The organism is Pseudobdellovibrionaceae bacterium, assembly GCA_023898385.1.
In the GTDB taxonomy this organism is placed as follows: domain Bacteria; phylum Bdellovibrionota; class Bdellovibrionia; order Bdellovibrionales; family UBA1609.
Genome location: CP060220.1, coordinates 2,238,505 through 2,250,998 on the forward strand (window position 1 = coordinate 2,238,505; position 12,494 = coordinate 2,250,998).

Below are 12,494 nucleotides of genomic sequence, written 5' to 3' on the forward strand. Positions count from 1 at the left end.
ATCACTTTCTTAAAAGTGGATTAACAATATGATAAATAAGGTCCACTATGAGATTCACCGCTACGATAATAACGGCTGTCAACAACACACCACCTTGAATCACTGGGTAATCACGAGCATCCACACTGTTGACAAGCCACTTACCAATTCCCGGCCATGAAAAAATCGTTTCCGTAAGTATGGCGCCAGTGAGAATTGTCCCCACCATTAACCCGACAACGGTGATAATGGGCATTAGCGCATTTCTCAATCCATGCTTCACAATCACTTTATAAGCACTCAATCCCTTGGCCTTGGCCGTTCTCATGTAATCTTCGCGCATGACTTCAAGCAAACTCGACCGAGTCATCCGAGCAATGGCTGCAAGCGGTATTGTACCCAAGGCTATCGCTGGCAACATCAAATGGGAAAGGGCACTTTTAAACGCCTCCCAACCCTCTTCTGAATACCAAACATCAATCATCATGAAGCCCGTCACCGGCTCCACATCAAAAAACGGACTCAACCGGCCCGACACAGGTGTCCACTGCAACTGCACCGAAAAAACCAAAATCAAAATCAAGCCCCACCAAAAAATGGGCATGGAATAACCCACCAAAGCAGATCCCATGAAAAAATAATCCAGAAATGTTTTTCTTTTTGCGGCAGCAATCAGGCCCAAAGGGATTCCTAAAATAACGGCAAAGAAAATTCCCAATAAACCCAGCTCCACCGTGGCGGGGAAGCGGCTTAGAAATTCGTCTAATACAGGCTCCTTAGAAATTATTGAAACACCAAGGTCGCCAACAGCGGCATTTTTAACAAACGAAAAGTACTGACTCAACAAAGGCCTATTAAGGCCCAACTTTTCTCTCAGTTCTTCATAAACTTCCGGTGAAGCCCCACGTTCGCCCAACATCACCTGTACAGGATCCCCAGGCACAAGGCGAATCATCGCAAAGGCAACAATAGTCACACCTAACAAAGTTGGAATTGCTACGAATAGACGTCGGCCAAGAATTCGCCACATCGTCTAGTTGACATCCACGCCGTAAAAATTTTCAGTTCCCAGCGGACTCAACGTATATCCAGAAACATTTTTGCCCATGGCCTTAAACACCACCGAATGGGCAATTGGAACCCATGGGACCTCGGTATTAAAAAGCTCTTGGGCTTTTTTATACAACGCCGCCCGACGACTGGGATCACTGGTTTGCTTGGCTTGGTTAACAAGATCAGTGTACTTTTTATTGCACCATCGAGACATGTTGCTACCGGCTTTAACTCCCGCACAACTTAATAGCATATTTAAAAAATTATCTGGATCACCGTTATCGCCACTCCAACCCAACTGCGCCAATGTGTGCTCGCCTTTACTTGCTTTATCTAAATAAGTGGCAAACTTGTAGGTCACTGGCTTGGCCTTTATTCCTACCTTCGCCAAATCCGACTGCATTAACTCACCCAATTTTTTACCGTTGGGATTATATGGGCGAGAGACCGGTAGCGTCCACAGCTCCACCTCAAAACCTTTTGCCAAACCGGCTTGCTTCAGTAGAGATTTGGCCTGGTCGGGATTGTAGTCATAGCCCTTTGTATTTTCATTGTATCCCCACATGGTTGGTGGCATCGGGTTTTTAGCCACTTCACCATGCCCCAAATAAATCGCATCTATGTAGGCCTTGCGGTTGAGCGCATGGTACAAAGCGCGGCGCACTCTGACGTCGTTAAACGGGGGCTTTTCCGTGTTTATTGCAAGGTAGGCCACATTCAACCCTGGTTGATGCAAAACTTTGATGTTTGGGTCACTCTCCATAGCCGCCACATCTGTGGGAGATGGTTCTGCAGCAAAATGACACTCACCCCGTTTTAACTTTTGATATCTTACAGTGGGGTCAGGTGTGATGCTAAAAACTAGCTTATCAATTTTAGCTTTTCCCAAAAAATAATCGGGGTGAGCCTTGTATCGAATCATACTGTCTTTCACATAGCGCTGAAAAACAAATGGTCCCGTACCCACCGGCGTTGTATCAAGATCTTCTGCCCGTCCTTTTTTTAGCAAGAAAGTCCCATACTCCGCCGACAATATACTCGCAAAATCCATTGCCAAATTCGCAAGAAACGGAGCCTCTGGCCGACTTAAAACAAACTGCACTCTGTAATCACCAATTTTTTTGATGTCCTTAATAATTTTGTCCATCTCCATAGCGGAGAAATACTCGTAAACTCCACCGTTGACTTGATGATAGGGGTGCGATTTCTGTCGCATACGATCTATCGTAAAAATAACATCCTCGGCATTGAAGTTACGTTGGGGCGTATAGTTTTCAATGGAATGAAACTTCACATCTTTTCTCAAATCAAATGTGTAGGTGAGGCCATCTTGTGAAACTGTCCAAGACTCTGCCAACGAAGGGATCACCTCTGTAGTGCCTCGTTTAAAATCGACCAAACGATTATATACAGTTTGAGCACTGGCGTTGAAGGTGGGGCCGTCTGTTGCCATCTGCGGATTGAAGATCTTCGGGCTGGCTTCCGTGCAATAAACAAAGGTTTTTGATTTGGCCGCAAAAACGGGGTCGCACGTCCACAGCAAGAAAGGCACTGAAATTACAAACATATAACGTAACTTATCTGTCACTTCTCTACTCCCCGAAAATATCGATGATTCAATCTGACATACAGCAACAACCGTGGATTTTCAATCTTACAATTGCGGCTGTTGCCCATTAGGGCCCGCTAAGATCCCATTGAATGGGCGTTTTACCGTGTTTTTTTAAATAGGCATTGATCTTCGAAAAGGGTTTGCTGCCAAAGAAGCCTCGATACGCCGACAAGGGGGAGGGGTGAGCCGACTTTATGACCAAATGGCGCTGGGAATCGATAAAACTCCCCTTTTTCTGCGCATAGCTTCCCCAAAGCACAAATACAAGATGCTCCTTATTCGAATTTAAATAATGGATGACCGCATCAGTAAAAGCCTCCCACCCTTTGTTTTGATGTGAGCCCGCACGGCCAGCCTCCACTGTCAGTGTAGCATTGAGCAATAGCACGCCCTGATCAGCCCATGAAGTGAGGCAACCATGTTGGGCCGGGGGCACAGCCAAATCACTTTCCAACTCTTTGTAGATATTCTTTAAAGAGGGCGGAATCGGCATTGTTTCACGCACTGAAAAACACAGGCCGTGGGCCTGATTGGGTCCGTGGTAAGGATCCTGCCCAATGATCACCACTTTCACCTTATCCAGTGGAGTGTGGTCAAAGGCTGAAAAATACTCGTTACCCTTTGGATAGATCACCTTTTTCTTGTTGTACTCGCCAACCAAAAACTGCTTCAGATTTGACATATAGCCCTTTGAAAATTCACCCTGAAGGGCCTTTTTCCAACCAGGCTCAAGTTTGATTTTTTGCAGATCCATCCCCACGCTCCTTCGTTGATACATATTGGGGTTTGCGACCATGGGACTTATTGAAGTGAACAGAATCAACTAGCATTACTGCATGATTGGAAGACCGACCAGCCCCGGGGGCAAATTAAAACCTAGACCTTCAGCCAACTTACACTTTTACTACACTTGACTTACACTTTTTTTACACATAATCTTGCTTTTACGAAGCCTACTCACCAAGAGGAACCTCCATGTCATTAACGCCAATGTCGCTCACGCCGAAAGAGAAACATGTTTTGGAATACATCCAAGACTATCTGTGTCAAAGAGGTTTCGCCCCCACTTACAGAGAAATAAAAGATCATTTCGGATTTGCGTCTTTTAATTCCGTTCAACGGTACTTAAAGCAGTTACAACGCAAACAATATATCTCCGTGGCTGGCGACAACCAAAAACGGGCCATATCCCTTCTTCAGCCTGCAACCGCCTTACAAAATTCTATGGAACAAATTCAACCCCAGCATAATGCTGATCCCCATGTTGAAACCGAGACTCCCTCTGGACCTCCTGGCCAGAGGGAGTCTCACACTTTACCTCTATTGGGGCGAGTGGCCGCGGGACTGCCCATTGAAGCTTTGGAAGATGACGAGTTTATCGATGTTCCCGTTTCGCTTTTGCGAAACCCGAGTAAAAGTTATGCCCTTAAAGTCGAAGGACAATCTATGATTGATGATGGCATCTTCGATGGCGATATCATTTTGGTTCAAGAACAGAGAGTGGCCCAAAATGGAGAAATTGTTGTGGCTATTGTGGACAACGAAGCCACTGTGAAACGATTTTATTTTCACTCCCCCAATCAACGACAATTTAAATTGGGACAAAAGGTTTTGGGTGACGACTCGGGCCTTGAAGACCTCTCGCAGCCACAAGTGGAGCTTCGGCCCGCAAATACGTCCATGGATTCGTTTTGGTACGCCCCAGAAAAAGTAGAAATTTCAGGAGTTGTCGTGGGTTTGATTCGCAAGTTTTGATGAGAATTTTTTGTACCCCCAATCAAAGGAGTCTTCTATGTTACCCATTTTTACGGCCTTGTCGCCACTGGCCTCTTTGTCTTCCACAACGAAATCAGCAAAACAGAAGCTTCGCTTTCCTGTTTCACTTCTGCCATTTTTGATTCACGCCATTGAAAAAGAAATGAAGCGACAGTTTTCCTATCTTTCTAGAAAAAAGAAAAACGTGGACAAGATTTACCTTAAGCTCAGCTGTGAATACGAAGGAAAGACTCATTTTCTTGAAATCTCTGCGCCCCATTACGAAGTGGATTTCAACGACTATTTGGATTTAATTGAAAATCAGCTTTCGAAGATTGATTTATCAAATCCAATCACTCATTTCGAATTACAGTTAATACCAAAATCTACGTTTCGAGCTGTAACCCCGTGGCAGTTACACGAAGTTGTCTAAATCACTGATTGCTAATTTTGGATCAAATTGCTCCGGCCGAAAATCGCCTGACCCCTGAAGCTGCCGAACTTTTTTAATCACCATGAGACCTGCGGCCTCTACTTCTCCAGATGTGGGGGTTGCATCGTTCATGGCCTCGGCGACATGTTTTTGCTGAGCACTGGATTTAAATTGAGTTACTTTTTCCAGGGTCGGCTGCCGCTCTGTTTCTGGAAGGGCAAATAGACATTTTACCCACACCTCTTCAGAGAATTCTGACATGATTCTCTCAAGCGGTTCGGCCTCCCAAGATAGCACTTTCTCAATGGTAAGCATGCGCTCTCTGATGCACTCGGCCCAATAATGATCTTCAGCCTCAATCACCCGCAGTAGGTTTTCACGCTTTTTTTCTACTGATGTTTCAACGAGGTGCAATAGTTGCTTAAATCCTCCTCGTTTTCGATAGCGCGCCAATGTGGACATACAGAACTCCCTACTCTCTTGATCTAAGACCTCTTCGGCCATTTCTTCATTCTACGATCTTGGATTATTAGGACTCAATCCTTACTGGACTCAACCTAGATTTAGATCGAGGGGCTTGCTCTCAAATCAAAAACCGAATAGATTTAGCGCCATGTCAAATCTAGTTTGTACAAAAATGAATGGGACCGGTAACGATTTTTTGATAGTTGACATCAGAGATGCGGTTCTCAACGCCGAAATCATCGGATTGATAAAAAAAATTGGCCGAAACCACCTTGCTAAAGCTTTATGTGACAGGCACCGGGGTATTGGCGCCGATGGATTATTGTTTTTAGAGTCTGACACTTCTGTTTCAAAAGTTCATTTTAAATGGGATTTCTTTAACGCCGATGGATCTCATGCTGAAATGTGTGGGAACGCCGCCCGTTGTGTGGGGCGGTATGCCCATGAGCGATGTGGTTATGGCAATCCCATTCGATTTAATACGGTAGCAGGGATCATCGAGACACAAGTGCACGAAGACCAATCTGTTGCGGTGACCATGTCGCCCATTACATCTGGCCAGTCACTACTTCAAAAAATGTCATTGAGATGGTTATCAGTGAATTCGGGAGTGCCTCATTTTGTGATTCACCTGGAAAGTCCCCCTGAGCTAGAGAATTGGCAGAAGCAGGCTGCAGAAATTCGTCATCATAAAGATTTTCAACCCGCTGGAACCAATGTCACTTTAGTTTGGCCGGTGGACAATAACACAGTAGGAAGCGCTAGTTTTGAGCGTGGTGTTGAAGATTTCACTTTGGCTTGCGGCACCGGTGCCGTGGCGGCAGCTTTTGCATTTTCGCAGTGGAATCCAGCAGCACCAACAAAAGTTTTTGTTCGCGTACCGGGAGGTGAGTTGGCAGTTGATTTATCCGGACCAACGCCAATTCTCTCAGGCCAGGCTGCCTTTGTGGCGGATTGCAAAGTCTCATCTGAATTTTTGGCAGCTATCGGAGGGACGGCATGAGTGCGATAAACGCATTTGTACCATTAAAAATTGTCGAGATCGTCGAAGAGACTACTGACTGTAAGTCTTTTTTTCTACAAGTTCCACAAAATGAAATTTCTCGTTTTAAATATAAACCAGGACAATTCATTTCTGTGAAAATGGATATACATGGAGAGTCTCTCACTCGGAGTTACTCGCTAGCCTCGACGCCCGATGAAGATCCTGATCTCCTTCAGATCACTGTAAAAAAAGTGGAGGGCGGGCGTGTTTCGACTTTTATGGTGGAACAGCTTAAAGAGGGCCAAATATTAATAGCTTCTCCACCTGCTGGAAATTTTGTCTTAGAAAAAGGCGGTCCGAAAAATCGACATATTTTTCTGCTTGCAGGTGGCAGTGGGATCACACCTTTATTTTCGATGCTCAAGCATGTGCTTGCCAGTGAACGCGACACATTGATCACCTTGCTTTATGCTAGTCGGTCTGACTCCCAGGTCATTTTCAAACAAGCTCTCTCAGATCTAGAGGCTCAATACATTTCGCAGCTAGAAATTTACTATATTTATTCCAAGCCTGAGGGTGAAGCCCTAAGAACGGTCTTTATCGATGATGAAAACCTAAAGGCACTGATTATCGATAAAGTTGAGGCTGTTGCAACAAGCCACCATTTACATGGTCGACTTTCCAGGAACAATCTAGAGACTCTTTTACAGAATTGTCGCCATGCCCGAGTGGTAAATGATATTGAGAGTAGCGAATATTACATCTGTGGCCCCGATGGCCTCATGGAAGTCATTGGCCAAACGCTAAAAGATCTTTCCGTTGATCCTGGCCATATACATGTTGAATCTTTCACCACTAGCGAAAAAGGCCATCTACAAAAGGGTTTCAGCAAAGAGGAAGACTTAACCGTGATCACCGCTGACTCAAATGTAGAGGATGAAACTGCAGAGACCCTTGTGGTTGAACTTGATGGCCAGACCTTGAACTTGGAGTACAAAGACCCCAAACTATCAATTACGGAAACTCTTCTAGAGGCGGGTCATAACCCTCCCTATTCTTGCTTGGCAGGCACATGCATGGCCTGTCTTGCAAAACTCAAGGAAGGTCGAGTCTATCAAGACGATCCAGGCATTTTGACAGATGAAGCTATCGCTGCCGGTGAGATTCTAACCTGCCAGGCTCGACCTCTGACTAAAATAGTGCGAGTGGATTTTGATGAAGTTTAAACGCGAACTACCCTATGGCCATTGGTCGCCAAGCCTTATCGCTCGCTACAGATTTTAAACAAGATATCAAAAATCTTTTTTCTCTAAAAAATTTTAAAGTTGCAGCCTCTTGCTGTTAAGACTCATTACCTCCCTACCGATTAGCCTAAGTAATGATATCAACACAGAAACTGCATCGATTTATCTTACTGGCCTTCGTGGGGTTTGCCTTATTTTTTGGCGAGAACTCCTTTGCTGTGGTTCCTACCAGCTACCGAGTGGCCCATCCCATCGGTGGCATGCACATGCTTCCTCCTGGCGAGGTCCCTGGCTGGGACAATAACTTTTGGCTTGTTTATGAAATGAGCCACGCCAACATTTGGAACGCCCCTTTTACTATGGAAAACCTAAAAACCGGTGACACACTCACCTACACTGCTGACTATGAACAATCCTATGGGAATTTAGAAATTGGAGGCGCTATCACGCCAAAAATTGGGCTCTCTTTCGAGTTACCCTATGCCTATAGAGCCGGAGGTGGTCTCGACCACATGATCGACGCCTTTCACCTATTGATCAACAGCGATCGCTACAACAGAGAATTCTATTCCACCAATCAAATGAATTTTTCCATTACGAAAAATGGAGAAGAGCAGATTGTGCCTGGCTCATATAACGAGGGCTCTGGAAATTTCAAAACCAAGTTAAAAATTTGGTGGTGGAAAAATCTCGGAAAAACCAAAGGCTCCTGTCCCTGTGGCTTCGCCACTTCTTTTCACGTGAAGGCCCCGACAACAACCACCCCAAGTGCTTGGACCTCCGGAACTTTTGACTACACCTTCATGATGCATTTGGGCATTCCCATGGGATCGGCCAGCGCTTTTTGGTGGACCTCTTCTGTCACCCATTTGGGGGAAAACATTCTATTTGAAGATTGGCCTCGTAATGACTGGCCGCAAATGCATGAGATGTCCTATGACTTTGCCATAGACAAAAACTGGGGCTTTCTAATGCAAATAAGAATGGAGTCCCCACTGTTTGATGGCAATCAGTTGGCCATTGTGGACTCCACCGCATCTGAAAAAGAATTTATTTTGCATCGAATGGCTTCTGGGTGGAATAGCCTCATTCATTGGCGCGGGTCACAAAGTTTGGGATTTCGCTACCGATCCACCAATAGTCAGCTTAATATGTTGTTCCTAGAGGACTGGGGGCCTGGAACTTATGATGAAAATGGCGATGACACCTACGTGACCAACGCCCCCGACGTAGGAGTTGCGCTGCAATACGCTTTTAGCTTCTAAAGGAATATTTATGAAATCCATCTTACTTGTTTTAGCTTCCATATTTGTTTTTGGCTGTGCTTCGCAATCGGTATTACCTGAAGCCAAAGATGTAACAACAAGCCGCAAACCTGCCGACGATGACTGTAAAGAGTTGGGACCCATTAAAGGCACTGTGGGCTCGGCTAAAGGAACCCGAGAGCAGGCCCTAGCTGACCTCAAGCAAGAAGCCGCCAACAAGGGGGCAAACTACGTTGTGGTGAAGCAATATTCTGACACTGGCACGACGGTCACCGGCATCGCCTATCAGTGCCCGTGAGTCTTTAGGAACTTCTGTAGACTGTTTAGCACTTGCGGTGGAATCTCGTGTCCTCCATTAAATGAGGTGAATTCCACTGGCCATCCTGATCGCTTAAACAGATCATAAACTTTTTGGGCGCCACCATAAGATAACACTTCATCGTGTTTGCCGTGACTTTGAAAAACGGGGGCCTTCTTCCGATCAACAATTTGACTTTGCCAAATAGAATAGTGAATGGGACCTGACGACAACAAAACAAGGGCCTTTGGCTCTATGGAAGTTGTTAAAGAAATTTCTGTTGAAAGCATCGCACCTTGGCTGAACCCCCCAACTATAACCCGGTCAAAAGAGCTCGTTAGCGTTTGAAGCAAACTCGATGCTTTATTGACCGCAGCTGATAATCCTTCGGGCTCCCAGTTGGTGAGGTCTCGCGGTTCACCTGTCAGCATTGCTTTTTGCCACGATTCCATGTCTATTTGAAACCAAGCCCTCCCCATCATTCCCATGCCAACTGACACTTCTCGAGGGCCATTTGGAAACACCCAAGACAAAGAATTGTCACGATCAAGAAAATTTGCCAACGGGGCTAAGTCGGCCGCATCAGCACCGTATCCATGAAACAAAACCACACAAGTTGACGGGCTTTGACCATGCCTGACCAACGCATCAAGAGGACCTATTTTTTCTAGTTTCATCTTGAACTCCAAATATCGCCTGTTACCGGCGTCTCAAAATGAGATTTTCAAATTAGGCGCAATTCCCTCAAATCGCAACGATTTAGACCTTACCCGATAAACCTTAAACAGTTGTCCAGTAATTCTTCATTTCTCTAACAATATTAGCTGGTTACATTTTTTTCGTGGATATCCATGAGGCCCATTTGCTAAAATATAAGTAAGCCTAGTTCTCGTAAATTCCCGTCGATGGCCTGAATAATAAATAATTAATTGAGGGGAAGTTATGATTTACGCAATCAAACCTTATGTCTTTATCTTTTTGGCTTTGGCCACGTTACCATTGAGTCACGATAATCGAGTGGGACTGGTTTCGTCTTTGTTGTTGCTCGGCTGTGGTGCTGCAATCGTTTACATGAGAAAGCAGAGTCGGCCAAAAACTTCACATGTTCGAATTCGATAACCATTCGAATCAATCAATCCAGCGACTAACACTATCAACAGATGGGCGCTCGGGTGCCCGCGGCACGCGCTCGGGCACGCCTGCGTAGATAAAACCTATGATTTCCTCTTTTTCCTGATTGATTCCAAAAATATCGTAAGTTTTATCCATCCGGGTCAATGCGCCAGAGCCCCACTTACTTCCATAGCCCTCGCTCCACAAAAATAATGACAAATTTTGAATGGCACAACTTACCGATGCGTAATCCTCTCTACTTTGCAGGCTATCATCCGACCTCATGCAACTCACTACTACGATCGCACCGGGATCAGAAAACTTTTTTTCCACAGCTATTTTTTCTGGCTTTGAAAGTTCACTTCCCTTTTTGGCTTCATTTGCAGCGCAAGCCAACTCAATGATTTTTTTTCGAGATTCGCTTCCAAGTACAGTGAATCTCCATGGAGCCGTCAAATGGTGATTAGGAGCCTGGATGGCGCATGCAAGAGCTTCTTCTAAAATCGCCCGAGGTATCGGCTCCGATTTATAATTGTGGACCGTTCTGCGTTCAAAAATAATCTCTTTTAAAGGTCGACTCATAGCCACTCCTCGACTGAAAACCTCTAGGTCGAACAAAATGCTTTTCGAAAATCAATATTGGTCGCAATTATTCTATTGTCATCAAAAATATTTGCTTATAGCCATCTATCCACACGTCCGGAATTTCAAAGCCACACTGGTTTTTAGGCAAGATCCCCGTCACCTGGCCTTGTTGTGAAAATAAGGTCATCTGAAAATAGGGGGCATGAACAAAAACATCGCCTTTTTCTCTTTGGTCCTATTAGCCATTCTCGTTGCCCGTTGCGATGGCTCCACCTTTGAACCCATTGAAAGCTCGTCTTCTTCGCTGTCCAATTCACCCTCAGATGAAACGCTTCCGAAGTGGCCAGATGGAGAAAAAAGCAACGATTCAACAAGTCCATCGGATGATTGCATTTCTTATTCCTTTTTGAACCACAACCCGGACTGCCTACCTTCATTGCCCTTAGTTGAAATTCAAAAAGAATCTTTGGATTACGAATATCGAGATCCCCTCGAAGACCCATCGTTTCCCTCTCGCTTTGACCCTTCAATTTATTCAGCTCCCTCTCGCCTACTGACATTGTCAAACATAGACCCACGTCTTTGGCTTTCTCCCTATTTTCAGTTAGGTGAATTTATGAGCACTGAAAAAGGCGCCTTTGCCGTGTTCTCCGCGTTGGCGGTGAAGCAGCTACAACTAATACGTGAAGCCATGGGTCACCCCTTGATGGTGACCAGTGGATACCGCTCTCCGGGATACAACTCCGCAATTCCTGGCGCTGCCACATGGTCCCGACACACCTTTGGCGACGCTGTGGATCTTATCCCAAAAAAGATCTCTCTCAATGAATTGGCCGAGCTTTGCTTGGACTACGGTGCCTCCTATTATCAAATTTATGAAAAGCACGTTCATTGTGATTGGCGAAGCTTTGAAAAGGACAAGCAGTTTTTTGGCGAACAAGCCCGTGGACGAACAATGTCAAAGATCACCCGCTCTCTTGAACAAGAGTCATCGATTACGAGCACAACCCAAGCGGACTATATCGAGTTCAAAGCCCATCACCCCCTATCAGAAGACGGCGAAGGCCTTCGGTATCAATGGAAAATCAAGTTTCCCGATGGCAAATTGCTTGAGGCGCAAGATCAATCTGTCGTCAAAGTACCTAGCCAAAAAGGTGTTTATAAAGTAGGCTTGCTCATCGGTGGAAATACTGAGCTCACCTATCAAATAACAATTAAATAGTGAGATTTGCAGACGATGAAGAGAGTTTTATTTGTGTGCCTTGGCAACATCTGCCGCTCACCGGCGGCCGAAGGTGTGCTAAAAAAAATGTTAGCTGATGCGAATATCAACGATGTAATGGTGGATTCCGCCGGCACCTCCGCCTATCACGAAGGGGATCCCGCCGATGGTCGGATGCAATTTTTTGCAAAAAAACGGGGCTATGAGCTGACGAGTTTATCGAGGCCCTTTCGCCCAGAAGCCGACTTCGAGCAATTCGACTACATTATCACCATGGATGAGTCCAATTACGCTCACATTACCGAAATGGACCCAAAAGGTACTTACGCTAAAAAACTCTATAAGATGGTGGATTTCTGCCGCATTCACGAAATCGATGAAGTCCCCGATCCTTATGCTGGCGGAGAACAAGGTTTTGAACTTGTGATGGATATACTTGAAGACGGCTGCGAGCAGCTCACCGAAAAATTGAAAAAACCTTAAAA

15 protein-coding genes are annotated in these 12,494 nt (G+C 45.3%); 9 read left to right on the top strand and 6 right to left on the bottom strand.

All coding sequences use genetic code 11. The features are described from left to right. Position 1: 1 nt before the first annotated feature. From H6626_10110 to ung, 3 genes are all read right to left on the bottom strand, one after another. Positions 2-1,009, bottom strand: a complete 1,008-nt coding sequence (locus H6626_10110; protein USN46567.1) for an ABC transporter permease — start codon at positions 1,007-1,009, stop codon at positions 2-4. Between the two features lie 3 nt (positions 1,010-1,012). Then, positions 1,013-2,599, bottom strand: a complete 1,587-nt coding sequence (locus H6626_10115; protein USN48998.1) for an ABC transporter substrate-binding protein — start codon at positions 2,597-2,599, stop codon at positions 1,013-1,015. A 109-nt stretch (positions 2,600-2,708) separates the two neighbouring features. Next, positions 2,709-3,398 carry a uracil-DNA glycosylase gene (ung, locus tag H6626_10120; GenBank protein ID USN46568.1) on the bottom strand — a complete coding sequence of 230 codons (690 nt, stop codon included), beginning with the start codon at positions 3,396-3,398 and terminating at the stop codon, positions 2,709-2,711. Between the two features lie 221 nt (positions 3,399-3,619). On the opposite strand from ung, the gene lexA reads away from it, so the two are divergent. Both lexA and H6626_10130 read left to right on the top strand, forming a co-directional pair. Beyond that, positions 3,620-4,399, top strand: a complete 780-nt coding sequence (gene lexA / locus H6626_10125) for a repressor LexA (protein USN46569.1) — start codon at positions 3,620-3,622, stop codon at positions 4,397-4,399. A gap of 37 nt (positions 4,400-4,436) precedes the next feature. After that, positions 4,437-4,832 carry a hypothetical protein gene (locus H6626_10130; GenBank protein USN46570.1) on the top strand — a complete coding sequence of 132 codons (396 nt, stop codon included), beginning with the start codon at positions 4,437-4,439 and terminating at the stop codon, positions 4,830-4,832. Here the strand turns inward: H6626_10130 and H6626_10135 are convergent. Next, a complete protein-coding gene (locus H6626_10135; protein USN46571.1) occupies positions 4,815-5,294 on the bottom strand; it encodes a hypothetical protein in 480 nt (159 codons plus the stop codon). The two genes, H6626_10130 and H6626_10135, sit on opposite strands and share 18 nt — an antisense overlap. A gap of 151 nt (positions 5,295-5,445) precedes the next feature. On the opposite strand from H6626_10135, the gene H6626_10140 reads away from it, so the two are divergent. From H6626_10140 to H6626_10155, 4 genes are all read left to right on the top strand, one after another. Continuing rightward, entirely contained in the window at positions 5,446-6,300 is an 855-nt protein-coding gene (locus H6626_10140; GenBank protein USN46572.1) for a diaminopimelate epimerase, read from the top strand. Next, positions 6,297-7,508 carry a ferredoxin--NADP reductase gene (locus tag H6626_10145; GenBank protein USN46573.1) on the top strand — a complete coding sequence of 404 codons (1,212 nt, stop codon included), beginning with the start codon at positions 6,297-6,299 and terminating at the stop codon, positions 7,506-7,508. The genes H6626_10140 and H6626_10145 overlap by 4 nt, the downstream gene beginning before the upstream one ends. Before the next feature lie 152 nt (positions 7,509-7,660). Beyond that, positions 7,661-8,791, top strand: a complete 1,131-nt coding sequence (locus tag H6626_10150) for a DUF3187 family protein (GenBank protein ID USN46574.1) — start codon at positions 7,661-7,663, stop codon at positions 8,789-8,791. Between the two features lie 10 nt (positions 8,792-8,801). Further along, entirely contained in the window at positions 8,802-9,089 is a 288-nt protein-coding gene (locus H6626_10155; protein ID USN46575.1) for a DUF4156 domain-containing protein, read from the top strand. Here the strand turns inward: H6626_10155 and H6626_10160 are convergent. Beyond that, a complete protein-coding gene (locus H6626_10160) occupies positions 9,077-9,766 on the bottom strand; it encodes an esterase (GenBank protein USN46576.1) in 690 nt (229 codons plus the stop codon). The two genes, H6626_10155 and H6626_10160, sit on opposite strands and share 13 nt — an antisense overlap. Positions 9,767-10,031: 265 nt before the next feature. Here H6626_10160 and H6626_10165 point away from each other — a divergent pair, with 265 nt between their 5' ends. Then, entirely contained in the window at positions 10,032-10,208 is a 177-nt protein-coding gene (locus tag H6626_10165; protein ID USN46577.1) for a hypothetical protein, read from the top strand. A 9-nt stretch (positions 10,209-10,217) separates the two neighbouring features. Here the strand turns inward: H6626_10165 and H6626_10170 are convergent, their stop codons facing one another. Next, positions 10,218-10,784: a nitroreductase gene (locus H6626_10170; GenBank protein USN46578.1), complete on the bottom strand. Its 567-nt coding sequence runs from the start codon at positions 10,782-10,784 to the stop codon at positions 10,218-10,220. A 205-nt stretch (positions 10,785-10,989) separates the two neighbouring features. On the opposite strand from H6626_10170, the gene H6626_10175 reads away from it, so the two are divergent. Together H6626_10175 and H6626_10180 are read left to right on the top strand one after the other, a co-directional pair. After that, positions 10,990-12,009 carry a hypothetical protein gene (locus tag H6626_10175; GenBank protein USN46579.1) on the top strand — a complete coding sequence of 340 codons (1,020 nt, stop codon included), beginning with the start codon at positions 10,990-10,992 and terminating at the stop codon, positions 12,007-12,009. 15 nt (positions 12,010-12,024) lie between these two features. After that, positions 12,025-12,492 (top strand): low molecular weight phosphotyrosine protein phosphatase, encoded by a 468-nt coding sequence (locus tag H6626_10180; protein USN46580.1) that lies wholly within the window; start codon positions 12,025-12,027, stop codon positions 12,490-12,492. Positions 12,493-12,494 lie beyond the last annotated feature (2 nt).